General features: G+C 55.0%; 26 protein-coding genes. 14 read left to right on the top strand and 12 right to left on the bottom strand.

What is annotated here, in order from left to right:
• The first annotated feature begins 156 nt into the window (after positions 1 to 156).
• Positions 157 to 1476, top strand: a complete 1320-nt coding sequence (gene brnQ / locus FHW71_RS10240; RefSeq protein WP_008104007.1) for a branched-chain amino acid transporter carrier protein BrnQ — start codon at positions 157 to 159, stop codon at positions 1474 to 1476.
• Positions 1477 to 1543: 67 nt separating this feature from the next.
• Positions 1544 to 2899: a proline-specific permease ProY gene (gene proY / locus FHW71_RS10235; RefSeq protein ID WP_154153636.1), complete on the top strand. Its 1356-nt coding sequence runs from the start codon at positions 1544 to 1546 to the stop codon at positions 2897 to 2899.
• A gap of 327 nt (positions 2900 to 3226) precedes the next feature.
• Here the strand turns inward: proY and FHW71_RS10230 are convergent, their stop codons facing one another.
• The 3 genes from FHW71_RS10230 to FHW71_RS10220 all read right to left on the bottom strand — a co-directional run bounded on the left by FHW71_RS10230 (position 3227) and on the right by FHW71_RS10220 (position 6152).
• Entirely contained in the window at positions 3227 to 4036 is an 810-nt protein-coding gene (locus FHW71_RS10230; protein ID WP_179451717.1) for an inositol monophosphatase, read from the bottom strand.
• Positions 4037 to 4227: 191 nt separating this feature from the next.
• Positions 4228 to 5478: a mechanosensitive ion channel family protein gene (locus FHW71_RS10225; protein ID WP_179451716.1), complete on the bottom strand. Its 1251-nt coding sequence runs from the start codon at positions 5476 to 5478 to the stop codon at positions 4228 to 4230.
• Between the two features lie 92 nt (positions 5479 to 5570).
• Entirely contained in the window at positions 5571 to 6152 is a 582-nt protein-coding gene (locus FHW71_RS10220) for an ACP phosphodiesterase (protein ID WP_179451715.1), read from the bottom strand.
• Positions 6153 to 6335: 183 nt separating this feature from the next.
• Here FHW71_RS10220 and queA point away from each other — a divergent pair, with 183 nt between their 5' ends.
• From queA to secF, 5 genes are read left to right on the top strand one after another with little or no spacing between them, the layout of a single operon-like run.
• Positions 6336 to 7406, top strand: a complete 1071-nt coding sequence (gene queA, locus FHW71_RS10215) for a tRNA preQ1(34) S-adenosylmethionine ribosyltransferase-isomerase QueA (protein WP_061717470.1) — start codon at positions 6336 to 6338, stop codon at positions 7404 to 7406.
• A 38-nt stretch (positions 7407 to 7444) separates the two neighbouring features.
• Positions 7445 to 8569, top strand: a complete 1125-nt coding sequence (gene tgt, locus FHW71_RS10210; RefSeq protein ID WP_061717469.1) for a tRNA guanosine(34) transglycosylase Tgt — start codon at positions 7445 to 7447, stop codon at positions 8567 to 8569.
• A gap of 24 nt (positions 8570 to 8593) precedes the next feature.
• A complete protein-coding gene (yajC, locus tag FHW71_RS10205; RefSeq protein WP_008103990.1) occupies positions 8594 to 8926 on the top strand; it encodes a preprotein translocase subunit YajC in 333 nt (110 codons plus the stop codon).
• 25 nt (positions 8927 to 8951) lie between these two features.
• Positions 8952 to 10799, top strand: a complete 1848-nt coding sequence (gene secD, locus FHW71_RS10200; protein ID WP_071531647.1) for a protein translocase subunit SecD — start codon at positions 8952 to 8954, stop codon at positions 10797 to 10799.
• A gap of 10 nt (positions 10800 to 10809) precedes the next feature.
• Positions 10810 to 11778, top strand: a complete 969-nt coding sequence (secF, locus tag FHW71_RS10195) for a protein translocase subunit SecF (protein WP_008103986.1) — start codon at positions 10810 to 10812, stop codon at positions 11776 to 11778.
• Between the two features lie 111 nt (positions 11779 to 11889).
• Here the strand turns inward: secF and FHW71_RS10190 are convergent, their stop codons facing one another.
• Positions 11890 to 12453: a DUF3251 domain-containing protein gene (locus FHW71_RS10190; RefSeq protein WP_179451714.1), complete on the bottom strand. Its 564-nt coding sequence runs from the start codon at positions 12451 to 12453 to the stop codon at positions 11890 to 11892.
• Positions 12454 to 12467: 14 nt separating this feature from the next.
• On the bottom strand, positions 12468 to 12908 hold the full coding sequence (gene lysM, locus FHW71_RS10185; protein ID WP_008103980.1) for a peptidoglycan-binding protein LysM: 441 nt from the start codon (positions 12906 to 12908) through the stop codon (positions 12468 to 12470).
• A 206-nt stretch (positions 12909 to 13114) separates the two neighbouring features.
• Here lysM and nrdR point away from each other — a divergent pair, with 206 nt between their 5' ends.
• The 5 genes from nrdR to thiL all read left to right on the top strand — a co-directional run bounded on the left by nrdR (position 13115) and on the right by thiL (position 16695).
• The gene (gene nrdR / locus FHW71_RS10180) at positions 13115 to 13564 is read left to right on the top strand and encodes a transcriptional regulator NrdR (RefSeq protein WP_008103978.1); all 450 of its coding nucleotides are present in this window, start codon (positions 13115 to 13117) and stop codon (positions 13562 to 13564) included.
• Positions 13565 to 13567: 3 nt separating this feature from the next.
• Positions 13568 to 14671 (top strand): bifunctional diaminohydroxyphosphoribosylaminopyrimidine deaminase/5-amino-6-(5-phosphoribosylamino)uracil reductase RibD, encoded by a 1104-nt coding sequence (gene ribD, locus FHW71_RS10175; protein ID WP_179451713.1) that lies wholly within the window; start codon positions 13568 to 13570, stop codon positions 14669 to 14671.
• Positions 14672 to 14761: 90 nt separating this feature from the next.
• A complete protein-coding gene (gene ribE, locus FHW71_RS10170; protein WP_008103973.1) occupies positions 14762 to 15232 on the top strand; it encodes a 6,7-dimethyl-8-ribityllumazine synthase in 471 nt (156 codons plus the stop codon).
• A 19-nt stretch (positions 15233 to 15251) separates the two neighbouring features.
• On the top strand, positions 15252 to 15671 hold the full coding sequence (gene nusB, locus FHW71_RS10165; protein WP_007887007.1) for a transcription antitermination factor NusB: 420 nt from the start codon (positions 15252 to 15254) through the stop codon (positions 15669 to 15671).
• A 46-nt stretch (positions 15672 to 15717) separates the two neighbouring features.
• Positions 15718 to 16695 (top strand): thiamine-phosphate kinase, encoded by a 978-nt coding sequence (gene thiL / locus FHW71_RS10160; RefSeq protein ID WP_061717466.1) that lies wholly within the window; start codon positions 15718 to 15720, stop codon positions 16693 to 16695.
• A 35-nt stretch (positions 16696 to 16730) separates the two neighbouring features.
• Here the strand turns inward: thiL and FHW71_RS10155 are convergent, their stop codons facing one another.
• The 4 genes from FHW71_RS10155 to xseB form a co-directional block, all read right to left on the bottom strand.
• The gene (locus FHW71_RS10155; RefSeq protein ID WP_179451712.1) at positions 16731 to 17705 is read right to left on the bottom strand and encodes an aldo/keto reductase; all 975 of its coding nucleotides are present in this window, start codon (positions 17703 to 17705) and stop codon (positions 16731 to 16733) included.
• 92 nt (positions 17706 to 17797) lie between these two features.
• Complete coding sequence (gene dxs, locus FHW71_RS10150) at positions 17798 to 19663, bottom strand: 1-deoxy-D-xylulose-5-phosphate synthase (RefSeq protein ID WP_176971259.1); 1866 nt, start codon at positions 19661 to 19663, stop codon at positions 17798 to 17800.
• A gap of 19 nt (positions 19664 to 19682) precedes the next feature.
• Positions 19683 to 20582, bottom strand: coding sequence for a (2E,6E)-farnesyl diphosphate synthase (gene ispA / locus FHW71_RS10145; RefSeq protein WP_008103965.1), 900 nt, complete (start codon positions 20580 to 20582; stop codon positions 19683 to 19685).
• On the bottom strand, positions 20582 to 20824 hold the full coding sequence (gene xseB, locus FHW71_RS10140; protein WP_008103963.1) for an exodeoxyribonuclease VII small subunit: 243 nt from the start codon (positions 20822 to 20824) through the stop codon (positions 20582 to 20584). The genes ispA and xseB overlap by 1 nt, the downstream gene beginning before the upstream one ends.
• A gap of 236 nt (positions 20825 to 21060) precedes the next feature.
• On the opposite strand from xseB, the gene thiI reads away from it, so the two are divergent.
• Positions 21061 to 22509 carry a tRNA uracil 4-sulfurtransferase ThiI gene (gene thiI, locus FHW71_RS10135; protein ID WP_008103962.1) on the top strand — a complete coding sequence of 483 codons (1449 nt, stop codon included), beginning with the start codon at positions 21061 to 21063 and terminating at the stop codon, positions 22507 to 22509.
• Positions 22510 to 22543: 34 nt separating this feature from the next.
• On the opposite strand, the gene yajL is transcribed toward thiI, so the two are convergent.
• Together yajL and panE are read right to left on the bottom strand one after the other, a co-directional pair.
• Entirely contained in the window at positions 22544 to 23152 is a 609-nt protein-coding gene (yajL, locus tag FHW71_RS10130) for a protein deglycase YajL (protein WP_154191751.1), read from the bottom strand.
• A complete protein-coding gene (gene panE, locus FHW71_RS10125; RefSeq protein WP_179451711.1) occupies positions 23106 to 24026 on the bottom strand; it encodes a 2-dehydropantoate 2-reductase in 921 nt (306 codons plus the stop codon). The genes yajL and panE overlap by 47 nt, the downstream gene beginning before the upstream one ends.
• Positions 24027 to 24151: 125 nt before the next feature.
• Between panE and FHW71_RS10120 the strand changes: the two genes are divergently transcribed.
• Positions 24152 to 24643, top strand: coding sequence for a YajQ family cyclic di-GMP-binding protein (locus FHW71_RS10120; RefSeq protein WP_008103954.1), 492 nt, complete (start codon positions 24152 to 24154; stop codon positions 24641 to 24643).
• Here FHW71_RS10120 and FHW71_RS10115 read toward each other — a convergent pair.
• Entirely contained in the window at positions 24640 to 26412 is a 1773-nt protein-coding gene (locus tag FHW71_RS10115) for a sigma-54-dependent Fis family transcriptional regulator (RefSeq protein WP_154183102.1), read from the bottom strand. The two genes, FHW71_RS10120 and FHW71_RS10115, sit on opposite strands and share 4 nt — an antisense overlap.
• Positions 26413 to 26642: the final 230 nt, after the last annotated feature.

Below are 26642 nucleotides of genomic sequence, written 5' to 3'. Positions count from 1 at the left end.
CGAACAGAAGAAAAGTAGATTAAATCACCTGCGCTTTAACGATTAGTCCCGCATAACACGCTGGTCTTGCCGAATAAGTCCTTGTTTTAGCGCATCCAGAGGACAACATGAACTCAACTTCCACCGCAACATCAGCTACAGGCAGTACAGAAGTTTATGACACATCGTTTAACCTCCAAGGATATCCTGGCGCTGGGCTTCATGACGTTTGCCCTGTTCGTTGGCGCAGGAAATATCATCTTCCCACCGATGGTGGGGATTCAGTCTGGCGAACACGTTTGGATTGCGGCCTTCGGCTTCCTGATTACCGCTGTTGGCTTACCGGTGATCACCGTTATCGCGCTGGCGCGCGTGGGCGGCGGCATTGATGCGCTGAGCTCGCCGATTGGTAAAGCCGCAGGTTTGTTGCTGGCGACCGTTTGCTACCTGGCTGTTGGCCCGCTGTTTGCCACGCCGCGTACCGCTACCGTTTCCTTTGCCGTTGGTATTGCACCGCTGACCGGCGATGGCGCGCTGCCGCTGTTCATCTACAGCCTGATTTACTTCGCGCTGGTGATTGGCATCTCTCTGTATCCGGGCAAACTGCTGGATACCGTTGGCCACTTCCTTGCACCGCTGAAAATTCTGGCGCTGATTGTGCTCGGCGTTGCCGTGCTGATCTGGCCTGCCGGTGGCGTTTCGCCGGGTACCGAAGAGTATCAGCGTGCCGCCTTCTCCAGCGGTTTCGTCAATGGTTATCTGACCATGGATACGTTGGGTGCGCTGGTGTTCGGTATCGTTATCGTCAATGCAGCGCGTTCACGCGGTGTTGAAGATGCCAAACTGCTGACGCGCTACACCATGCTGGCGGGCATCATCGCCGGTATCGGTTTGACGCTGATTTACCTGACGCTGTTCAAGCTCGGTAACGATAGCGGCGCATTAGTGGCGCAGAGCGCCAACGGTGCTGAGATTCTGCATGCTTACGTGCAGCAGACGTTTGGCGGCATGGGCAGCTTCTTCCTCGCCGCGCTGATCTTCGTCGCCTGCATGGTGACGGCGGTTGGCCTGACCTGCGCCTGTGCAGAATTCTTTGCGCAATACGTTCCGCTGTCGTATAAAACGCTGGTATTTATTCTGGGTCTGTTCTCAATGGTGGTGTCGAATCTCGGCCTGAGCCATCTGATTCAGATCTCGATTCCGGTGCTGACGGCGATTTATCCGCCATGCATCGTGCTGGTGGTCCTGAGCTTCACGCTGAAGCTCTGGAACAAAAGTTCGCGTATCATCGCGCCGACCATGCTGGTAAGCCTGCTGTTCGGTATCGTTGATGCCATCAAAACCACCAGCTTTAAAGACGTGTTGCCGCTGTTCAGTCAGCATCTGCCGCTGGCCGATCAGGGACTATCCTGGTTGCCGCCATCGCTGGCGATGCTGGTGATTGCTGCGGTAGTTGATCGGGCAAAAGGACGTGAGCAGGTCGCGGTTCATCAGTAAGCGACATTGCTGTTAATTCCAACCACGGGCTTGCCCGTGGTTTTTCATTTTCAAGGTACTGAGTGTTATGCAAGAAACCAATAAGCTCAAACGCGGACTGAGCACGCGCCACATTCGCTTTATGGCGCTGGGATCGGCGATTGGCACCGGGCTGTTTTACGGCTCGGCGGATGCCATCAAAATGGCAGGCCCAAGCGTGCTGCTGGCGTACATCATCGGCGGTGCGGTGGCGTACATCATCATGCGTGCGCTGGGTGAGATGTCGGTCAACAACCCGCAGGCCAGCTCATTCTCGCGCTATGCGCAGGATTATCTTGGCCCGCTGGCGGGTTACATCACTGGCTGGACCTACTGTTTTGAAATCCTGATTGTGGCGATTGCCGACGTAACGGCTTTTGGTATCTACATGGGCGTGTGGTTCCCCGATGTGCCGCACTGGATTTGGGTGCTGAGCGTGGTGCTGATTATCGGTGCCATCAACCTGATGAGCGTGAAAGTGTTTGGCGAAGTGGAGTTCTGGTTCTCCTTCTTCAAAGTCGCCACCATTATCATCATGATCATTGCCGGTTTCGGCATGATTTTCTGGGGCATCGGCAACGGCGGCCAGCCGACCGGCATTCACAATCTGTGGACCAACGGCGGCTTCTTCGCGCACGGTATTGTCGGCATGCTGCTGTCACTGCAGATGGTGATGTTTGCTTACGGCGGGATTGAGATTATCGGCATTACCGCCGGTGAAGCGGAAGATCCGAAGACCTCGATTCCACGCGCCATCAACTCTGTACCGATGCGTATTCTGGTGTTCTACGTTGGTACGCTGTTCGTCATCATGTCGATTTATCCGTGGAATCAGGTGGGCACTTCAGGCAGTCCGTTCGTGCTGACCTTCCAGCATTTGGGCATTGCGGCGGCGGCATCGATCCTTAACTTCGTGGTGCTGACGGCGTCGCTGTCGGCGATTAACAGCGATGTGTTTGGCGTGGGACGTATGCTGCACGGCATGGCGCAGCAGGGCCACGCACCGAAGGTATTCCAGAAGGTATCGAATCGCGGGATTCCGTGGGTGACCGTTTTGGTGATGATGCTGGCGATGTTGATCGCGGTGTATCTCAACTACCTGATGCCGGAGAAAGTGTTCCTGGTCATCGCCTCGCTGGCGACCTTTGCTACCGTTTGGGTGTGGATCATGATTCTGCTGTCGCAGATCGCCTTCCGCCGCAAGATTGGTAAAGAGCAAGCCGGCAAGCTGGATTTTGCTATGCCGGGCGGCAGCAAAACTGCATGGTTCGGCGTGCTGTTCCTGGCCTTCATTATTGGTTTGATTGGTTACTTCCCGGATACGCGCGTGTCGCTGTACGTAGGTTTCGGCTGGATTGCGTTGTTATTACTGGCGTGGCCGCTAGTGAAAAAGCGTAAAAGCTAATGTTATTGTAAGGTCGCCATTTATGGCGACCTTTTTATATATGACGATTTCAAAATAAAAATAATAACGCCATCCCCAAAGAATATAACGCACAAAAAAATATCTCGGCGCATCCTAGCGCCGAAAAGAACAACAAAAAAGGAGAAAATGAGTATTACTAAGGGATGTTTGACTTGAGCAGCATATCGTATTTTTATTGTTGCCGGGATGTTCGAAAAAAAATAGAAAAGTCTCAATTCGGAATAGAATATTACTTACAGCGCGCTTAAGTAATTTTGCTTGAAGGTTAAGTTCGCATAAATTAACCAACTTAACCCAATGTGAAAATTATAATGACAAATGCGTAGGCAACAGCGCTTTTAGCTGCGGATAAATAACTGCATTGGCCAGCAGCACCGGATTGCCGTTCTGCAAACCGTGATTAGCCAGATAATCGTTGGTGATGCCGCCCGCTTCACGCATCAGCACAATACCCGGTAAGCCATCCCACGGATTCATATGCGCTTCGTAGTAACCAATTAATCGACCCGCCGCCGCCCACGCACTCATCAACGCACCCGAACCGTTACGGATAAACATGCCGCCCTGCGCCAGTAATGCGCTGATAAAAGTGGTGAGAGGTTCAATCGGTTGGCTGTTGGAGCTGCTTAAACCCAGCAATCCCTGATCGAGCTGCTGCGCGCTGTGCGCCTGAATGCGTTTATCATTTACCCAGGCGCCTTTACCGCGACAGGCGTGAAAGGTTTCATGATGATTGGGATCGCAGACCACGCCGATCACCGCTTCGTTTTCACAAACGATCGCCAGCGAAACGCACCAGTTGTGCAAGCCGTTAAGGAAGCTGCTGGTTCCATCAATTGGATCGATCACCCAGATAAAGCGTGCGCCAGTGCTATTGCCGCCGCTCTCTTCGCCCAGCACCGCATCGTCAGGAAAGCGTTCGTGGATCAGATGCTTGACCAATTCCTCAACGTTGCGATCGGCTTCGCTGACCACATCCTGCAGATCTTTCTTATGCTCAACCACTAATTGATGACGTTGCTGATACCAGGATAAAGCCCGGCTGGCGGCGGTTTTGGCAACATCACAGGCGAAATGATAACGTGCGTCGAGTTCGGTAAGCGAAGCTGATGACATCTTTCCCTCTTATGATTTTTAGGCTGGCGAAGCGACAACAGACGCCAAAAATGGCGTATTGGCTGTGTGACGGACTTAACAAAAGTTAAGAAAGGTTTCATTAAGCCGTAGATGTTCGCGTGTGACAAGAGGGGAAGAAGGCCCGCCAGCGAAATTTTTATTTGCGCTGACGGGTTATGCGGGATGAAGCGTTAGTGGCGAGTTCTCACGCCGATCTGGCGCATGTCATTACCGGTTGGCGATTGGTGCACACGCAGACCAAAGGTCGGCAGAACCGCATATATATGGTCGAAGATATCCGCTTGAATATTTTCATACTCCGCCCATACCGTGGTGTTGGTGAATACGTATACCTCAACAGGTAAACCGTTTTCACCCGGTGCTAACTGACGCACCATTAACGTCATCTCTTTATGAATGCGCGGATGTTGCTCTAACCAACTTTGCAACCAGACGCGGAAGGTGCCGACGTTAGTCAGACGACGACCATTAAGCGGCGAATCCAAATCACAGCCGAGCTGCGCATTCCACGCGGCCACTTCTTCGCTTTTGCTATTCAGATAGGGCGTGAGCAGATGCGCACTTTTCAACTGCTGCATCATGGCGTCATTAAGGAAAGTGATGCTGGTGGTATCGATATTAATGCTGCGCTTAATGCGACGTCCGCCGGATTCCGACATGCCGCGCCAGTTTTTAAAGGAGTCGGAAATTAAGGCGTAAGCGGGAATGGTCACAATGGTGTTATCCCAGTTGCGCACTTTTACCGTGGTTAAAGAAATATCGATGACCGCACCGTCCGCGCCATATTTCGGCATCTCCAGCCAGTCATTCATTTTCAGCATATTATTAGCCGCCAACTGAATACCGGCCACCAGACCGAGAATTGGATCTTTAAATACCAGCATCAGCACCGCCGTCATGGCACCGAGACCGGTGATCAATACGCCAGGCGATTTACCCAACAGCAGCGAAATAATCATGATCACCATTAAAATGGCAGCGATCAATTTCACACTCTGGATAATACCGCGCAGCGGTAATTGCTGTGCCAGCATGCTGTTTGTACTGAGCTGCTGCAGCAGATCCAGCAGCGAGAACAGCATCAGCAGGGCGAAGATCATCATCCACAGCTGAGCGAAAATCAGCAGCGCAGGATAGATCTGAGAACTGTCGTGCAGGAAGAGTTCGGTCTGTAATTTGAATAGCACGCCTTGCATCAGCCATACGCTGCGGCTAAACAGGCGGCTGTTAATCAGCGCCTTCGGCCACTGACGGCTGCTTTTCTCGGTAGAACGACGCAGCAGCGGCAAAATGGCGCGGTGCAGAATGGCGTGAGTGATTAACGAGATGGCAAAGATAATGGCGATCACTATCCCTAACGCCATGATATGCGTGTAGCTAAGACCGGCTTCTGCGAGCCGGTTTGCAATAAGATGCTGCATGAGATTTCCCTAAGTGTGTCGAAGATTAAGGCCACGAAGGGTAGGGGATGGGAAATTTCCCGTCCAACAGACAGGTCTTGAATTACCTAATATTACAATTTCTGCGCACGCGCGGCGGCCATTAAGCGCGGATAAAACTGGAAGAACAGCGGCTCAAGCTGATCATAGTGCTCAACAAAATCCTGATAGGAATCGCGCAGCGCGGCCAGACGCGGACGGCGATGCGCCATGCCGTTTAGCACCCGCGCCAGCCGCGTCGGTTCGGCATAGTGCTCAAACCAGCGTTCGCGCCACATCACTGCGTTCAGCTCAATGAAACCTTCCGGCGTGCCCGCCAGCTGCGGCACGATGTCTTGTTCAGCCGCAGCGGTAAACGCTACCAGCGATTGCGCCGGGTGGATTTTCTCCCAGTGCAGCGCAAGGAAGTGGTCCCAAATCACGTCCAGCGTGATGGGCGCGACGCGGCGTGTTTCCGGGCGAAACAGCTCACGCGCAATACGCACTTCGGGCAGATTATCGGTTAGGACGTCGAGGCGACGATGCATGGCAATGCCAGCCACCACCGGCGCAGGCCATTGTGATTGCACGTTGCCGCGCACGAAATCGGCCATGAGATTGCCCAGCAGAGAGCTGTTAGCCAGCTGCGCCAGGTGAAGGTGAGCGAGAAAGTTCATGGCGCATTATATACACGTCATACTTCAAGTTACAGGTGCGTTGGCTGCTCTCGTTCACCGCCTTCCTGTACCTCGAATTATTTCGTGTATAAGCAGAATCACAGAAACTCAGCCAGTTGTTCAGAATTTGCCGCTTTTCCGCTAGACTATGCCGCCTGATTTTAAGTCCTGAAGAAGTGAAGCATGCGCGTAGCCGATTTTACCTTTGAGTTGCCAGAATCCTTAATCGCCCACTATCCGCAGGCGCAGCGAAGCGGTTGCCGCTTGCTGTCGCTGGATGGTCCAAGCGGCGCATTAAGCCACGGCGTATTTACAGACGTGATGGATAAGCTCAATCCGGGCGATCTGCTGGTGTTCAATAACACCCGCGTGATTCCGGCGCGCGTCTTTGGCCGTAAAGCCAGCGGCGGGAAAATCGAGATGCTGGTTGAGCGCATGCTGGACGACAAACGCGTGTTGGCGCACGTGCGCGCTTCTAAAGCGCCCAAGCCGGGCGCAGAGTTGCTGCTGGGCGATGACGAAAGCGTTAAAGCCACAATGGTGGCGCGTCATGACACGCTGTTTGAGATCGCTTTCGAAGACGACCGTGCAGTGCTGGATATTCTCAACAGCGTCGGCCATATGCCGCTGCCACCTTATATCGATCGTCCGGATGAAGATGCTGACCGTGAGCTGTACCAAACCGTGTACGGCGTGCGTCCAGGCGCCGTCGCCGCGCCGACCGCCGGTTTGCACTTTGACGAGCCGCTGCTGGAGGCGCTGAAAGCCAAAGGCGTTGAGATGGCGTTCGTCACGCTGCACGTCGGCGCAGGGACTTTCCAGCCGGTACGTGTGGAAACCATCGAAGATCACATCATGCACGCCGAATACGCGGAAGTGCCGCAGGATGTGGTGGATGCGGTGCTGGCGTGTAAAGCGCGCGGCAATAAAGTGGTTGCCGTGGGCACCACCTCAGTGCGATCGCTGGAGAGCGCCGCGAAGGCCAGCCAGGACGCGCTGATTGCCCCGTTCTTCGACGACACGCAGATTTTTATCTATCCCGGCTATCACTATCAGGTGATCGATGCGCTGATCACCAACTTCCACCTGCCGGAATCGACCCTGATTATGCTGGTTTCGGCTTTTGCCGGTTATCAGCACACCATGGCGGCTTATCACAGCGCGGTGGCAGAGCAGTACCGTTTCTTTAGCTACGGGGATGCGATGTACATCACCCGTAATCCACAGGCACCTGACGAAACCGTTGGGGCTTAATAATCAGACTGTTTCTCTGATTATCTAATGAGGTTAATGTGAAATTTGAATTAGATACTACCGACGGGCGCGCGCGCCGTGGCCGTCTGGTCTTTGATCGTGGCGTTGTTGAAACCCCGGCATTTATGCCCGTGGGAACCTACGGCACGGTGAAAGGCATGACGCCGGAAGAAGTGAAAGAGACCGGCGCGCAGATCCTGCTCGGCAACACCTTCCACCTGTGGCTGCGCCCTGGTCAGGAGATCATGAAACTGCACGGCGACCTGCACGATTTCATGAACTGGCAAGGGCCGATCCTCACTGATTCCGGCGGCTTCCAGGTATTCAGCCTCGGCGATATCCGTAAGATCACCGAAGCGGGCGTGCATTTCCGCAACCCGATTAACGGCGACCCGATTTTCCTCGATCCGGAAAAGTCGATGGAGATCCAGTTCGATCTCGGCTCTGACGTAGTCATGATCTTCGACGAATGTACGCCATATCCGGCGGATTGGGATTACGCCAAACGTTCGATGGAGATGTCATTACGTTGGGCCCAGCGCAGCCGTGACCGCTTCGATTCGCTCGGTAATAAAAATGCATTATTCGGCATTATTCAGGGCGGTGTTTACGAAGATTTACGAGATGTCTCCGTTAAAGGTCTGGTAGAGATTGGCTTTGATGGGTACGCTGTGGGCGGCCTGGCGGTGGGTGAACCTAAAGAGGACATGCACCGAATCCTGGAGCACGTCTGTCCGCAAATTCCGCAAGACAAACCGCGTTATTTGATGGGCGTCGGCAAGCCAGAAGATCTGGTGGAAGGCGTTCGCCGCGGTATCGATATGTTTGACTGCGTTATGCCAACGCGCAATGCGCGTAATGGTCATCTGTTTGTTACGGATGGCGTGGTGAAAATTCGTAATGCCCGGTATAAAGATGACACCGCAACGCTTGATGCAGAGTGTGATTGTTACACCTGTCGCAATTATAGCCGCGCCTACTTGCATCATCTTGATCGCTGTAACGAAATACTGGGCGCACGCCTGAATACGATTCACAATCTGCGCTATTACCAGCGTTTGATGGCCGGTTTACGTAAGGCTATCGAAGAGGGTAAATTAGAGCACTTTGTTAGCGAGTTCTACCAACGGACGGGGAAGGCGGTTCCTCCGCTGAACGTCTGATAATTCATCAATGAGGGAAATTTAATGAGCTTTTTCATTTCTGACGCCGTAGCCGCAGCAGGCGCACCGTCTCAGGGAAGTCCGTATTCTCTGGTGATCATGCTGGTGGTATTTGGTCTGATCTTCTACTTCATGATTCTGCGTCCGCAGCAGAAGCGTACTAAAGATCACAAGAAGCTGATGGATTCCATCTCTAAAGGTGATGAAGTGCTGACCAGCGGTGGTTTAGTTGGCCGTGTGACCAAAGTGGCAGAAACTGGCTATGTTTCTATTGCCCTGAACGACACCACTGAAGTAGTTGTTAAACGTGATTTCGTGGCCGCCGTTCTGCCGAAAGGTACTTTGAAGGCGCTGTAATTTTTTCTTCCCGAAGGGAACTGCCGTGTTAAACCGTTATCCTTTGTGGAAGTACATCATGCTGGTCGTCGTGATTCTCGTCGGCCTGCTCTATGCGCTTCCTAACCTTTATGGTGAGGATCCGGCCGTTCAGATCACTGGTGCGCGCGGTGGCGCCGCCAGTGAGCAAACGTTGGATCAGATCCAGACCGTATTAAAACAAGACAATATCGAGAGCAAATCGCTCGCTCTGGAAAATGGTGCCATTTTGGCCCGCTTTGCAACGCAGGATGTGCAGCTGCGCGCGCGTGATGCTATCACCACCGCGCTGGGCGAAGACTACATTGTGGCACTCAACCTCGCGCCGGCAACCCCTCGCTGGCTGAGCATGCTGGCCGCGGAACCGATGAAACTCGGTCTTGATCTGCGCGGCGGCGTTCACTTCCTGATGGAAGTGGATATGGATACGGCTCTGGGCAAACTGCAAGAGCAGAACGCCGACAGCCTGCGCAGCGATCTGCGCGACAAAAGCATTCCGTATACCACCGTTAATAAAATCGCGAACTATGGCGTTGAAGTGCGTTTCCGTGACGGCGCCAGCCGTGACGCGGCAATCAGCTACTTGTCTACTCGCCACCGCGATCTGGTGATCTCAAGCCAGGGCAGCGATTCGCTGCGTGCGGTGATGAGCGATGCGCGTCTGAGCGAAGCGCGTGAATATGCGGTGCAGCAAAACATCACTATCCTGCGTAACCGTGTGAACCAGCTTGGCGTTGCCGAACCGCTGGTGCAGCGTCAGGGTTCTGACCGCATCGTGGTCGAACTGCCAGGTATTCAGGACACCGCGCGCGCTAAAGAGATTCTGGGCGCAACCGCCACGCTGGAATTCCGTCTGGTTAACACCAGCGTTGATCCAACTGCTGCGGCCAGCGGCCGTGTGCCAGGCGATTCGGAAGTGAAGAAAACCCGCGAAGGGCAGCCAGTGGTGCTGTACAAGCGTGTGATTCTGACCGGTGACCACATCACCGATTCCACGTCGAGCATGGATGAATACAACCAGCCGCAGGTGAACATTTCACTGGATGGCGCGGGCGGCAACATGATGTCGAACTTCACCAAGGACAATATCGGTAAGCCGATGGCGACCCTGTTTGTGGAGTACAAAGACAGCGGTAAGAAAGATGCCAACGGCCGTTCGATTCTGGTGAAACAGGAAGAAGTGATTAACGTGGCGAACATTCAGTCGCGCCTCGGTAACAGCTTCCGTATCACCGGCATCAACAATCCAAACGAAGCACGTCAGCTGTCGCTGCTGCTGCGCGCGGGTGCGTTGATTGCGCCAATCCAGATTGTAGAAGAGCGCACTATCGGCCCAACCATGGGTCAGCAGAACATCACACAAGGCCTCGAAGCCTGCCTGTGGGGTTTGATCGCATCCATCCTGTTCATGGTGGTGTTCTACAAGAAGTTTGGTCTTATCGCGACCAGCGCACTGCTGTGTAACCTGGTGCTGATTGTCGGCATCATGTCACTGCTGCCAGGCGCGACGCTCACCATGCCGGGTATTGCCGGTATCGTGTTGACGCTGGCGGTTGCTGTCGATGCTAACGTGTTGATTAACGAGCGTATTAAAGAAGAGTTGCGTAACGGACGCTCGGTACAGCAGGCGATTCATGAAGGCTATAAAGGCGCCTTCTCCAGTATCGTCGACGCCAACGTCACTACGCTGATTAAAGTCATCATTCTTTATGCGGTCGGTACCGGTTCAATCAAAGGTTTTGCGATTACTACCGCTATCGGTATCGCAACCTCAATGTTTACCGCTATCGTCGGCACCCGTGCCATCGTTAACCTGGTGTACGGCGGCAAACGCATCAACAAGCTGTCTATCTGAGGAGTGCGTTGTGGCACAGGAATATAGTATTGAGCAGCTAAACCACGGGCGTAAAGTCGTCGACTTTATGCGCTGGGATAAGCTGGCTTTCATCATCTCCGGTTTGCTGATTGTGGCGTCAATCGCCATCGTTGGTGTCAAAGGCTTCAACTGGGGCCTCGACTTTACCGGCGGAACGGTGATTGAGATTAACCTGGAAAAACCGGCGGATCTCGACGCGCTGCGTGAAGGTTTGGTGAAGGCGGGCTTTGAAGAGCCGCTGGTGCAGAACTTTGGTAGCAGCCGCGACGTGATGGTGCGTATGCCTCCGGCGACCGGCAATGCCGGTACCGAATTGGGCAACAAAGTGCTGGCGTCAATCAGCCAGACCACCCAGCAGAACGCCACCGTGAAGCGTGTCGAGTTCGTTGGCCCAAGCGTGGGCAGCGACTTGGCTCAGGCGGGCGCAATGGCGCTGCTGTCGGCGTTGATTGCGATTTTAATCTACATCGGCTTCCGCTTTGAGTGGCGTTTGGCGCTCGGCACCGTACTGGCGCTGGCGCACGATGTGATCATCACCTGCGGAATTCTGGCGCTGTCACGGGTTGAAATTGATCTGACGATTGTCGCCTCGCTGATGTCGGTGATTGGTTACTCGCTTAACGATAAGATCGTGGTCTCTGACCGTATTCGTGAGAACTTCCGCAAGATTCGCCGCGGTTCTTCTTACGACATCACCAACGTGTCGCTGACCCAAACGCTGAGCCGTACCTTGATTACCTCCATCACTACGCTGGCGATGATCATGATCCTGTTCGTGTTTGGTGGTGCGTTGCTGAAAGGCTTCTCACTGACCATGCTTATCGGTGTCACCATCGGTACCATTTCATCGATTTATGTCTCTTCAGCGCTGGCGCTGAAACTGGGCATGAAGCGTGAACATATGCTGGTGCAGAAAGTGGAAAAAGAGGGCGCAGATCAGCCTTCGATTCTGCCGTAACGCTAAGTCAGAAAGTAAACGGGCTGCCAGTGGCAGCCCGTTTTTTTATGCCTGTCGATCAGGACATCGTGCACAGAGGTCACCATAAATGGCGACCCTACTAATGCGTATTCAAGGCGCGGTTTTATTTACCGCTGTGCCTTCCACATCGTGCACGCGCACGTAGCCGAGTTGATCCGGGGTTAAGCCGCTGAGTCGCAGCGGCACGCTAACCGAACTGCGTGGCATTAACTCGGCGGGAACGTCGATGGTCTGGCTCAGGCTGCCCGCGTTAAGCGGTTTGCCGCTGGCCGGATCCATTTCGCCCCAAACCACGGTAGCGCGCAGCGCCGGAACAGGCTGGTCATCGGTCGAGCGGATATTCAGATTGGCGCGACTGCCGCTAGCTTCACCCGCCACCTGCGAGAGTGACAAGCGCAATTTACCCAGCTGCGTCTGCAGTTCCACCGGCGTATTGGCTTGCGGCAACAGCCACGCGCCTTGGGTGGATTGGCTGTTCAGCTGTCCCTGAATCTCCAGCGCCGTTGCCTGATTAGTCAGCTTGCGCATCTGCTGATTAAGCTGACTCACTTCCTGATGCAACTCTTTGACCTGCGGTGAAACCGGCGTTGAACTGCAACCACTGAGAACCAGCAAAGAGAGTGCTGCCGGAGCCCAAAACGTCCTGATCGTCATGCAATGTCCTTTCTTTATTCGGGAATTCGTAAAACCTGGCCAGGGTAGATCTTATCAGGATGCGTCAGCATTGGCTTGTTTGCCTCGAAAATCTTGTTGTATTGATTAGGATTTCCGTAGACCTCTTTCGATACCGCACTCAAGGTATCGCCTTTTTTCACGGTGTAGAACTTCGCGGGCGTAGCAGCATCGCTGGTGGTGACCTTGTCATCGACCTTGGTGATCCCTGCGACATTACCGGCTGCCACCAGAATCTTCTCTTTCAACTCCTGAGAAATGCCATCACCAGTTACGGTAACGGTATCGCCTTTCACATCAACCTTGACCTTATCGCTGTCGGGCAAACCGAGTTTGTTGATGTGATCCTGCAATTTCTTGCTGGCATCGTCGCCACCGCCACTCACGGCATCCCACAGTTTTTCTCCAGCATCTTTCACGAAATCAAACAGACCCATACATCCTCCAGATTTTTATGATGTTGGCCGCCTTGCTGGCGGCTCTCTAAGCGTAGTGGTTTTTTGACGAGGGAACATGAGGGAGATGTCTTGCATTTGGCTTAATGTCACAAATCGCGATTCACACATTATGTGCCACACACATACATTTTGTGGCGCGATCGCGCTACACTGTGTGGCCTATTTATCTCGCATCAGGAAGCCTCATGCATTGCCCATTCTGCTCCGCTGTGGACACCAAAGTGATTGATTCTCGTCTGGTTAGTGAAGGATCGTCGGTGCGTCGCCGTCGTCAGTGTCTGGTGTGTCATGAGCGTTTTACCACCTTTGAAGTAGCGGAGTTGGTGATGCCGCGCGTGGTGAAAAGCAATGATGTGCGTGAACCCTTCAATGAAGACAAGCTCAGCAGCGGCATGATCAAGGCGCTGGAAAAACGCCCGGTGAGCGCCGATGCGGTTGAGAGCGCGGTCAATCATATTAAAACCCAGCTGCGTGCCACCGGCGAACGCGAAGTGCCAAGCGCATTGATCGGCAATCTGGTGATGGATGAGCTGAAAAAGCTCGATAAAGTCGCCTACATTCGCTTTGCCTCGGTCTATCGCAGCTTCGAAGATATCCGCGATTTTGGTGAAGAGATCGCCCGCCTACAGGACTAATCCATGACTGACGAACGCTATATGGCGCGCGCGCTGGAACTGGCGCGCCGCGGACGCTTTACCACCACTCCTAATCCCAACGTCGGCTGCGTGATTGTGCGCGAGGGCGAGATTGTCGGCGAAGGCTGGCATCAGCGCGCCGGCGAACCGCACGCCGAAGTGCATGCACTGCGCATGGCGGGCGAACGTGCCGTTGGCGCAACCGCGTATGTCACGCTGGAACCTTGTAGTCACCATGGACGCACACCGCCGTGCTGCGATGCGCTGATTGCCGCTGGCGTGACGCGCGTAGTCGCCGCGATGCAGGATCCCAATCCGCAGGTGGCGGGACGTGGACTCTATCGTTTACAGCAGGCGGGCATCGACGTCAGTCATGGCCTGATGATGAACGAAGCGGAAGCGCTGAACCGGGGTTTTCTGAAACGCATGCGCACCGGATTCCCGTGGATCCAGCTAAAACTCGGCGCATCCCTTGATGGGCGCACCGCCATGGCGAGTGGTGAAAGTCAGTGGATCACCTCCGCAGCCGCAAGGCGCGATGTGCAACGTTTACGCGCTCAGAGTTCAGCTATTCTTAGCACCAGCGCCACCGTGTTAGCGGATAACCCATCGTTAACGGTGCGCTGGAGTGAATTAAACGATGAAGTGCGTGCGCAGCTCGACGAAAGCCAGCTGCGCCAGCCGGTGCGTGTGGTGATTGATAGCCAACAGCGAGTCACGCCGCAACACCGCTTGATTGACCAACCAGGCGAAACCTGGCTGATGCGCACCGAGCCCGATGAACAAGCGTGGCCCGCCAGCGTGACCCAGATCGCCGTGCCGCAGCGTGGCGAACAGCTTGATCTGGTGGCAATGATGATGTTGCTCGGCCAGCGGCAGATCAATAGCGTGTGGGTAGAAGCCGGTGCCGGTTTAGCGGGCGCGCTGCTGCAAGCGGGCTTGGTGGATGAGCTGATCGTTTACATGGCGCCGAAGCTGTTAGGTAATGCTGCTCGCGGCCTGTGTACGCTGCCGGGACTGGAACAGCTGGCCGATGCGCCGGCCCTGAATTTTAGCGATGTACGCCGGGTTGGCGAGGACCTGCGCCTGACGCTGACACCGCGTTGAAAGCGCGCGGAAAAGCCTGAGCGCGTCGCCAAAGAGTATGATAGAATCCGCCCCCTTCTGCGGGGCCATAAAACAACCCAAAGGATATGTATGAAAGTTATCGAAGCTCCTGTTGCCACGCCTGATGCAAACATTGCCATCGTAATTGCGCGTTTTAACAACTTCATTAATGACAGCCTGCTGGACGGCGCGATTGACGCACTTAAGCGCATCGGCCAGGTGAAAGCAGATAACATCACCGTTGTCTGGGTTCCGGGTGCATACGAACTGCCGCTGGCAGCACGCGCGCTGGCGAAAACCGGTAAGCACGACGCCATTGTTGCGTTGGGCACCGTGATCCGTGGCGGCACCGCACATTTCGAATATGTGGCCGGTGAAGCCAGCTCGGGCATTGCGCACGTTGCGATGACCAGCGAAATCCCGGTGACCTTCGGCGTGTTGACCACTGAAAATATCGAGCAGGCGATTGAACGCGCCGGCACGAAAGCAGGTAATAAAGGTGCCGAAGCGGCCCTGACTGCACTCGAAATGATCAACGTATTGAAAGCCATCAAAGCCTGATTTTTGTAAGGGGAATTTTGTGAAACCTGCTGCTCGTCGTCGCGCCCGTGAGTGCGCTGTCCAGGCGCTTTACTCCTGGCAGCTGTCCAAGAACGACATTGCCGATGTGGAATACCAGTTTCTGGCGGAACAAGACGTCAAAGACGTCGATATTAGCTATTTCCGCGAATTGCTGGCCGGTGTGGCGACTAACAGCGCGTACCTGGACGGTCTGATGAAGCCTTACCTGTCGCGTCAGCTGGAAGAGCTGGGCCAGGTAGAAAAAGCCATCCTGCGTATTTCGCTGTATGAGCTGAGCAAGCGTTCTGATGTGCCGTATAAAGTGGCCATCAACGAAGGCATTGAGTTGGCAAAAGTGTTTGGTGCTGAAGACAGCCACAAATTCGTCAACGGTGTCCTCGACAAAGCTGCCCCGCAAATTCGACCGAATAAAAAATAGTCTTAAAGGCCGGTTTTCCGGCCTTTTTCTCATTGAGACCTGACTTATGTCTTGTGGTGAATTCGAACTGATCGCACGTTACTTTAACCGCGTCACCAGCTCCCGCCGCGATGTGGAGAAAGGAATTGGTGACGACTGCGCGTTACTCAACGTGCCAGAAAAACAGACACTTGCCATCAGCACCGACACGCTGGTTGCGGGCGTCCACTTCTTACGTGATATCCATCCCGCCGATCTCGGCTACAAAGCCGTCGCCGTTAATCTCAGCGATTTAGCCGCTATGGGCGCCGATCCGGCCTGGCTGACGCTGGCATTAACGCTGCCTGAAATCGATGAAGAGTGGGTAGCGGCCTTTAGCGATAGCCTGTTTGAGCTGCTGGATTACTACGATATGCAGCTGATTGGCGGCGATACCACGCGCGGACCGCTGAGCATGACGCTCGGCATTCACGGTTTAGTGCCGGTGGGAAGGGCGCTGAAACGTTCGGGTGCGAAGCCCGGCGACTGGATTTTTGTCACCGGCACTTTGGGTGATAGCGCAGCCGGTTTGTCGCTGCTGCAGCATCGCCATCGCCTGAACGATCCGGCGGTGCACGAAGCGTTGATCAAACGCCATCTGCGTCCAATGCCGCGCGTGCTGCAAGGCCAGGCGCTGCGTGGACTGGCGACCTCGGCGATCGATATCTCTGATGGCCTGATTTCCGATCTCGGCCATGTGCTGACCGCCAGCCGCGTTGGTGCGCGTATCAATCTCGACGCGTTACCGCTTTCAGCGGCCCTGCGCGATCACTTCGAGCCTGAGCTGGTGTTGAAATGGGCGTTGAGCGGCGGCGAAGATTACGAGCTGTGCTTTACCGTGCCGGAAGTGAACCGCGGCGCGCTCGATGTGGCGTTGGGGCATTTTGGTGTGCCTTATACCTGCATTGGTCAGATTGCACCGGAATCGGAAGGGCTGAGTTTGCTGGAGAACGGCAAACCGCGCAGCGTGGATGTGAAAGGGTTTGATCATTTCGGTGTGAAGTGAATGAGGTGGCCATGAATGGCCACCTGGTTTCTCAATCACTCAAATCCCACCACCGGATGCGGTTGATACACCGTTTCCAGCTCGGCAATCTCATTCTCACTCAACTCCACATCCACCGCTTTCACCAGCTCGGCGAACTGCTGCTCGCGCGAGGCGCCAATGATTGGCGCGGTAACCGCCGGTTTATGTAACAGCCATGCCAGCGCCACTTGGGCGCGCGTCACACCTTTATCGGCGGCAACATTAGCCAGACGCTCGGCAATCGCCGCATCGTTCTCTTCGGTGCCGGTATAAAGCTTCTCCATCACATTATCCGATACCGAACGTGCGGTGGTTTCACCCCACGGACGCGTGAGTTTACCGCGCGCCAGCGGGCTCCACGGCAGCACAGCGATCCCTTCGCGCTGACACAACGGATGCATGTCATTCTCCTCCTCACGCTGAATCAGGTTGTACTGATCCTGCATGCTGACAAAGCGCGCCCAGTTGTTCTGCTTCTGCAGATCCAGCGCCTGAGCAAATTGCGATGCGTGCATTGATGATGCGCCGATGTAACGTGCCTTGCCGGATTTCACCACTTCATGTAGCGCTTCCAGCGTCTCTTCAATCGGCGTGTCGTAATCCCAGCGATGGATTTGCAGCAGATCGACGTACTCCATGCCAAGACGCGTCAGGCTGTCATCAATCGATTGCAGGATATTCTTGCGCGACAAGCCTTGTGACAGATTGCTCAGCGGGAAATAGACCTTGGTGGCGACCACAACCTGATCGCGGCGGGCAAAATCTTTCAGCGCGCGGCCCACGATCTCTTCGCTGCTGCCGTCGGAATAGCTGTTGGCGGTATCGAAGAAGTTGATGCCGGCTTCCAGCGCCTGCTTGATCAGCGGTCGGCTGCTCTCTTCGGGCAGCGTCCATGCGTGATTACCACGCGTGGGATCGCCGTAAGTCATGCAGCCTAAACAGAGACGCGAAACCTGCAAGTCAGTCTGGCCTAAGGGAATGGTTTTCATGTATTTGGGCTCCTGCTCTTATGCTTGAGGGAAAATCGTTCCCTAAGCATAGCAGCAGGCTCGCTCACCGGGCGGTGAGCGAGTCGGGCAGATTACTGGGCGAGCCAGTCAGCGATTTGCTGCTGAATACCGGCGGCATCCAGCTGGTAATCCTGACGCACTTCTTCCTGCGTACCTTGTGGGATGAACTCATCCGGCAGGCCGAGGTTAAGTACCGGCACGCGCAGGCGTTTTGCCATCACGTACTCGTTAACGCCGCTACCGGCGCCGCCTTTAATGGCGCCTTCTTCCAGCGTTACCAGCGAATCGTGGCTGGCCGCCAGCTCGGCAATCAATGCTTCGTCGAGTGGCTTCACAAAACGCATATCCACCAGCGTGGCATTCAGCGCTTCCGCCGCGGCAGCGGCTTCTGGCAGTAAGGTACCAAAGTTAAGGATCGCCAGCTTTTCGCCGCGACGCTTCACGATGCCTTTGCCCAGCGGCAAGCTCGCCAGCGGTTCCAGCGTTGCGCCAGTGCCGGTGCCGCGCGGGTAACGCACCGCACTCGGGCCAGCCTGATAGTGATAACCGGTGTACAGCATCAGACGACATTCGTTCTCATCGCTTGGCGTCATGATCACCATCTCTGGCACGCAGCGTAAGAACGCGATATCGAATGCGCCCTGATGGGTTTGGCCATCCGCGCCGACAATGCCGCCACGATCGATGGCAAACAGCACCGGCAATTTCTGGATGGCGACATCGTGGATCAGCTGATCGTAGGCGCGCTGCAGGAAGGTCGAGTAGATCGCCACAACCGGTTTGTAACCACCAATTGCCATGCCCGCTGCGAACGTCACGGCGTGCTGCTCGGCAATCGCCACATCAAAATATTGCTGCGGATAATCGCGCGAGTAGCTCACCATGCCGGAACCTTCGCGCATCGCTGGCGTTACCGCCATCAGGCGCGCATCGTCAGCGGCCATTTCGCTCAGCCAGTTGCCGAAGATTTTCGAGTAGCTTGGCAAACCCGGCACGCTTTTTGGCAGCGCTAAGCTGGCGGGATCGAACTTCGGTACCGCATGCCAGGTGATCGGATCTTCTTCCGCCGGTGCATAACCTTTGCCCTTTTTGGTCATGATGTGCAGGAACTGCGGACCTTTCAGATCGCGCATGTTCTTCAGCGTGCTTACCAGCGTCAGCACGTCGTGGCCATCTACCGGGCCGATATAGTTAAAGCCCAGCTCTTCAAACAGCGTGCCCGGCACCACCATGCCTTTCAGGTGCTCTTCGGTGCGCTTCACCAGCTCTTTAATCGGCGGCAAACCGCCCAATACACGCTTGCCGCCTTCGCGCAGGCGTGAATAGGTTTTTCCGGAGAGAATCTGTGCCAGACGATTGTTGAGTGCGCCGACGTTTTCGGAGATCGACATCTCGTTGTCGTTGAGGATCACCAGCATATCCGGCTTGATGTCACCGGCATGGTTCATGGCTTCAAACGCCATGCCCGCCGTAATCGCGCCATCGCCAATAATACAGGCGGTGCGGCGGCCTTTGCCTTCACGCTCGGCAGCAACCGCCATGCCGAGTCCGGCGCTGATCGAGGTGGAAGAGTGGCCCACGCTTAACACGTCGTACTCACTCTCACCGCGCCACGGGAACGGATGCAGGCCATTTTTCTGACGGATGGTGCCGATGCGATCGCGGCGTCCGGTCAGAATTTTGTGCGGATAAGCCTGATGGCCCACGTCCCACACCAGATGATCAAAGGGGGTGTTATAAACATAATGCAGCGCCACTGTTAGCTCGACGACGCCCAGACCCGATGCAAAGTGGCCGGAAGAACGGCTCACGCTATCCAGCAGATACTGACGCAGTTCGTCACACAGCTCCGGAAGTTTTTCTTTCGGTAATAAACGTAATTCCTGAACCGTGTTGGCTAACGCCAGTGTCGGGTATTTTGCAATATCAAAACTCATCAGAGACTCATTATGAAAGTTATTTATCGCGTTCAATTATGAAGCTTGCCAGCGCTTGTAAGGCGATTGTGTTGTAAGACTGTGCCGCCAGAATATCGAGCGCGCCGAGCGCCTCTTGATAAAGATCCCATGCTTTACTGCGGGCATTTTCCAGCCCCATCAGTGCAGGATAGGTGCTTTTACCCAATGCCTGATCTGAGCCCTGTGTTTTCCCTAACACGGCGGTATCGCCGACCACATCGAGGATGTCATCCTGCACCTGAAACGCCAGTCCGATGGCGTTGGCGTAGGTATCCAGCACCGGCAACGCGGCGCGGCCACGCTCGCCGGCGGCTAATGCGCCAAGACGTACCGCGGCACGAATTAACGCGCCGGTTTTATGACGGTGAATCTGTTCCAGCTGCGCCAGATCGATACTTTTGCCTTCCGCCGCCAAATCCAACGCCTGACCGCCGCACATACCTGCAACGCCGCTGGCCTGCGCCAGTTCGGAAATCATCGCAATACGCGCTTCGGCGTTAACGCCAGGCATTGGCTGATCGGCCAGAATCGAAAAGGCCAGAGTTTGCAGAGCATCGCCGGCGAGAATCGCCGTGTCTTCACCATATTTTATATGGCAGGTTGGCTGCCCGCGGCGTAACGCATCGTCATCCATCGCCGGCAGATCGTCATGAATCAGGGAATAAGCATGGATGCATTCCACGGCCGCAGCCGGCACATCCAGACTGGCCGCATCGGCCTTTAGCATTTCGCCTGTTGCGTACACCAGAAAGGGACGCAGACGCTTACCGCCTAATAATGCCCCATACTCCATGGCATTAACCAGAGGAGAACTCTGAAAAGGAAGTGGATCTATTAAGCGCGTCAAAGCCTGATTGACGCGTTGATGGTACGCGCTCAGCAGTTTAGCGAAATCCATTACTCATTTTCCGGGGTAAAAGGGGCGAGGGCGGCATCTTTCTCGTCGCTGAGCAGGATTTGCACGCGCTGCTCTGCCTGCTGCAGGGTTTGCTGACCGGTACGTGCCAATTGTACGCCGCGTTCGAATTCGTTCAGCGCATCTTCCAGCGGCAGCTCGCCACTTTCCAGGCGGCTGACAATCTGTTCCAGCTGCTGCAATGCGCTTTCAAAACTGGCAGGCGCTTCGGCTTTTTTCGGCATAATCAGTGTCGACTCACAGGTTAGGACATTATCTTGCAATCGGTCATGGTAGCCGACAGGGATTAATTAGCAAAATAATGAATGTGACTGCGGTTGCAGAAGCAGTCACCCGGCAAAGGTGATATACTTTTGCGCCTCGGATGCGGGGGCTCCTGAATCAACCCGCAATTATATGATTTTAACAGCTAAGTGCCGATGCTTTTAGCACTTATTTGCCCAAACGAACCCCTGTCGCCATGAAGTTTATCATCAAGCTGTTCCCAGAAATCACCATCAAAAGTCAGTCGGTGCGTCTGCGCTTTATCAAAATTCTCACCAGCAGCATTCGTAATATTTTGCGCACTGTCGATGAAGACATCAAAGTGGTGCGTCACTGGGACCACATCGAATTGCGTTCCAAAAATGAGTCGCTGCGTGAAACCATCGTTACCGAATTAACGCGCATTCCGGGTATTCACCATGTGCTGGCGGTGGAAGACCGCGCCTATACCGATATGCACGATATCTTCGAGCAGACGCTGGTATTGAACCGCGAGCGTCTGGAAGGCAAAAGCTTCTGCGTGCGCGTGAAGCGTCGCGGCAAGCACAGCTTCAGCTCGCAGGACGTGGAACGCTACGTTGGCGGTGGCCTTAATCAGCACATCGCTAGCGCGCGCGTGCAGCTCAATCGCCCGGACGAAACGGTGAATCTGGAGATTGAAGACGATCGCCTGTTGCTGATCACCGCACGCTATGAAGGCTTAGGCGGTTTCCCGATTGGTACGCAGGAAGATGTTCTGTCACTGATTTCCGGCGGTTTCGACTCCGGCGTGTCGAGCTACATGCTGATGCGTCGCGGCTGCCGCGTGCATTACTGCTTCTTCAACCTTGGCGGTGCGGCACACGAGATTGGCGTGCGTCAGGTTGCGCATTACCTGTGGCAGCGCTTTGGTCGTTCGCACCGCGTACGTTTCGTGGCGATCAACTTCGAGCCGGTAGTCGGTGAGATTCTGGAGAAAGTGGACGACGGCCAAATGGGCGTGGTGCTGAAGCGCATGATGGTGCGTGCGGCATCGATGGTGGCGGAACGTTACGGCGTGCAGGCGCTGGTGACCGGCGAAGCGCTGGGCCAGGTTTCCAGCCAGACGCTGACTAACCTGCGTTTGATCGATAACGCCTCCGATACGCTGATTCTGCGTCCGCTGATCTCCCATGACAAAGAGCACATCATTGATGTGGCGCGTAAGATCGGCACCGAAGATTTTGCCCGCACCATGCCAGAATATTGCGGCGTGATTTCGAAAAGCCCAACCGTTAAAGCGGTGAAAGGGAAGATCGAAGCGGAAGAGCAAAACTTCGATTTCGAGATTCTTAATCGTGTGGTGCAGGAAGCCAGCAACGTCGATATCCGTGAAATCGCCGAGCAGACGGAAGAAGAGGTGGTGGAAGTTGAAACCGTTGACTCTTTTACCAGCAACGACGTAGTGCTGGATATCCGTTCGGCCGATGAGCAGGACGCCAAACCGCTGGAAGTTGAAGGCGTTGAGGTGAAAACCCTGGCGTTCTACAAACTCAGCACCCAGTTTGGCGATTTGGACCAGAGCAAAACCTGGCTGCTGTATTGCGATCGCGGTGTGATGAGTCGCCTGCAGGCGCTCTATCTGCACGAGCAGGGCTTCAAAAACGTTAAGGTTTATCGCCCGTAATAAGTAGGGTCGCCACTTATGGCGACCTCTATTATCAACGCTCTTCAAACTCTTGATAATTATAAATTCCCGCCGCCAGAACCAGCTGTGAAGCCACTTCACGCGCGGTCTCTTTATCCACCAGCAAATCAATCAGCTTCAACGCAAAATCAATGGCGGTGCCCGGTCCCTGGCTGGTCAGCAGATTAACGCGCGGATCCCACACCACGCGGCGTTCCATCCATTTACTGTCTGGAATGGTGTCACGCAGGCCGGGAAAACCGGTCATATTGCCGACGGGAAACAGATCGTGCGGAACCAAAACCGTGCCCGGCGCGGCACAAATCGCCGCTACGATTTTGCTGGAGAGATGGAACTGGCGCACGGTCTCGACAAGCAGCGGGCTGTCGCGGAAGGTCTCCGCGCCTTTCAAACCGCCGGGCAGTACAATCGCATCGTAATCGTTGTCCGCGACCTCAACCAAAGGCGCATCCGCCAGCAGCCGCACACCGCGCGAGCAGACGATCTCACGCGTGCCATCGCTCTCCACGCTGGCGGTGGTGACGCTTAATCCGCCGCGTACCAGCAAATCGATAGTGGTGACCGCTTCGGTCTCTTCACTTCCATGTGCCAGGCAAACCAGAACCGATGCGTTCGCGCTCATAGTGGGACTCCTTACGTTTAATCAGAGCGTACAAACGGGTATTTTCCGGCAGTGAAATGCCCTGCGCGCGGGCGCGACGCAACAGGTAACCGGTGATGTAATCAATTTCGGTCAGGCGCTGCGCCCGCACATCCTGCAGCATTGATGAGGTATTGGCAGCGGTGCTATCGATCACGTCATAAATAATGTCGCGCAGATTATCCACCGCCATGTGCTGGCCTTCGCGCTCCATCACCCAGGCGATCTCTTCGCACAGCATTGCTATTTGTTCCGGCCAGGCACGTAGCGCACCGTTCTGGCAATCGTGCTCAACGGTCATCGGATTGATCACGCAGTTGATGGCCAGCTTGCGCCAGCTGGCGGCGGCGATGTTGTCATGCCAGGCCACATCCGGCAGCGCATGATGCAGAATATCGGCGATATCACTCAGCGCGGCGCTCTCACGATTAGCAGGGCCAATGTGCGTGATGCCGTGCGCGATATGTTTGATCACCGTGCCATCGCGCATCGCGGCGTGCGTGGTGATGCCGCGCAGCAGCGGCTGACGCAGATCTTTCAACTCTTCCAGCGTACCCATACCGTTATGCAGTAGCAGAATCGGTGCGTGCGTCGGCAACACGCTTTGCAGGTTTTTCACTGCAGGGGAAACCTGCGGCGCTTTGAGCGTCACCAGTAACAGCTGGCTTTCGGCGAGGAACAGCGGATCGTTGGCAATAAAGGTGTGATTGCTCACCTGGCCTTGTGGATCGACCACGTTGGCGGAGCAATACGGCTGCGGCACACGTAACCAACCCTGCACCTCATGTCCCTGACGAGCGAGAGCGGCGAGCCAAATTTGACCTAAGGCGCCACACCCCAACACGGTAATTTTCATTTTGCCTCCCGTGGGCGGGTTCCTGTTTTCACGTTACGAGTAAGTATAGCTTTCCATGTATCGTGTTTTATTAGCGCCACAAGACGCGTATTATGCATGTCACTTTAGTATCAGGAGAAGAAAAGATGCCATCTTTCGATATCGTTTCCGAAGTCGAATTGTCGGAAGTGCGAAATGCCGTGGAGAATGCGAGCCGCGAGATCTCAACCCGTTTCGATTTCCGTAACGTGAGTGCAACCATTGAGCTCAACGAAAAGAATGAGACCATCAAACTCAGCAGCGAATCTGATTTTCAGGTAAAGCAGCTGGTGGATATTCTGCGCGAAAAGCTGCTGAAGCGTGGCATTGAAGGCGCGGCGATTGAAGTGCCAGAAGAGATCGTGCACAGCGGTAAAAGCTGGTCGGTGGAAGCCAAGCTGAAGAAAGGTATCGAAAGCGATATCGCGAAAAAGCTGGTGAAGCTGATTAAAGACAGCAAGCTGAAAGTGCAGACGCAGATTCAGGGTGAAGAACTGCGCGTAACCGGTAAGTCACGCGACGATCTGCAAGGTGCGATGGCGCTGGTGCGCGGTGGCAACCTTGGTCAGCCTTTCCAGTTCAAAAACTTCCGCGACTAATCGCGTTTGTCGCGCGCCGCACGACGATAGAGCGTGCTGCGCGCGACGCCTAAGGCTTCCGCCGTTTTACTGATATTGCCATTAAAGCGCTGCAGCGTTTCGCTGATCAATCGTTCATCATGACTCTGCCGATCGGGCTGTGGCGGCAACGCCGCGCGACGATACTCGGCCGGTAAATGCACCTCAGTCACTTCCTCACCTTCATCCGCCAGCGCCAGCAGCACGCGTAACAAGCTGCGCAATTGCCGCACGTTCCCCGGCCACGGCAGCTGTGCCAGTGCTGTTAATAAAGCAGGTGAAAGCTGAATATCTCGATCCGCGCCGCCCAGCTCCAGCCATAAACGGCTGATAAAACCCTCTACGTCCGGCCAGTCGCGCAGCGGCGGAATGGTCATCGAGAATTCCTGCAGGCGATAGAGCAAATCTTCGCGGAATTCGCCTTCATTTACGCGCTGTGCCAAATCGCGGTGCGTGGCGCTGATCACCGCAAAATTCACCGGCCAGCTGCGGCTGGAGCCGAGCGGCGCCACCTCTTTCTCCTGCAACACCCGTAGCAAGCGGGTTTGCAGCGCCAGCGGCATATCGCCAATTTCATCGAGAAACAGCACGCCGCCATCCGCTTCACGGATTTTACCGATATAGCCATTCTTGCTGGCACCGGTGAACGCGCCGGGTTGATAGCCAAACAGCTCAGATTCAATCAACGCTTCGGGGATAGCCGCGCAGTTAATGGCAACGAATTTACCTTCGCGCCAGCGGCTCTGCTGATGCAGTGCGCGGCTGACATACTCTTTGCCGCTGCCGGTTTCGCCGTGAATGCACAGTGAAACGCCGGCATTGAGCAGTCGCACCATCTTCTCGCCATCGCGGCCCAGCGAGAAGGGCAGATCGCTGGCGGGTTCGCTCGGCGTGGCAAAATGGCTGCGCTGCGGCGCGCGCAGGCGGAAATAGTAGCGCTGCGTGGCGTAATCGAGCGGAACGGGAATGGTGTTGGCTTGCTGCTGCTGTTGCGGGAACAGTTGTTGAAAGGTCACGCTGCCGAGTTGTTCGACGCTCAGCGCCAGTTCGCGCATCGCCAGACGATTAGCGGCCGTCAGGACGTTATCTGAGAACACCAGCAGCAGCTCATCGCTGGTATCGATGCCCTGCGGCTGCAGATGCAGGCTCATCAACCATTGCTGCGGGTGCAGGCTCTGTTTTACCCACAGGTATTCGATCTGTTTCGCCGCCGCTTTCACCCAATTAAAGGTTTGCGGATGCGGGAAGTGCGCCGGGCCGGAAATATCCAGCACGCCAGCAATCTGACCGTTCGGCATTTGCAGCGGCATCGCCGCGCAGTACAAGCCTTGGTTGAGCGTCAGGAAGTGCTGATGACCTTCAATTTCGCAGCCGTCATCAATCGCCAGCGCGGTGCCAATCGCATTGGTGCCACGCCCGCATTCACTCCACAAATTGCCCGGAGCCAGCGCATAACGTTGGGCTTTTTCCATCGAAGGCATATCGCCAAAGGTATTAAGCACCAAACCGGTGGCATCCGACAGAATCACCACCGATTGCTTCTCGGCCAGTTTCTGCGCCAGCTGTTTGATCACTGGCTGCGCGAACTGCTGTAGCCCGGCATTGCTGGCGAGCACATCGGCCAGTTCACCCTGGCGAACACGAGGAAAATCATCGGCGGTGCGATCGAGACCATACAGCTGGCTACGAAACCAGGAGTCGCTTAACAGCGGATTGGCGTTAACGGCAGACGCGGATGGATTTCCCTGCATTGATGACCTCATGCCCAAGCGAAAGTGTTGCAGCATTGTAGCGGGTCGGTTTCTGTACTGTTGCGATACGCAACACAGATGGTGAACTTTTCTGCACAACATCTGCAAATCAAGCCGTGTGTGGGTTTATAACTTAATGATTAAATTTATATTTTTTCAAATGATCAGCTGATGAAAAAAGCTGGCACGCCCGCTGCAATAGCTCCTTTGACAGCACGTTCTCTGAATGG

Source organism: Enterobacter sp. Sphag1F (assembly GCF_014193275.1).
GTDB lineage: Bacteria > Pseudomonadota > Gammaproteobacteria > Enterobacterales > Enterobacteriaceae > Pantoea > Pantoea symbiotica.
This window is presented reverse-complemented; position numbering and strand designations above follow the sequence as displayed.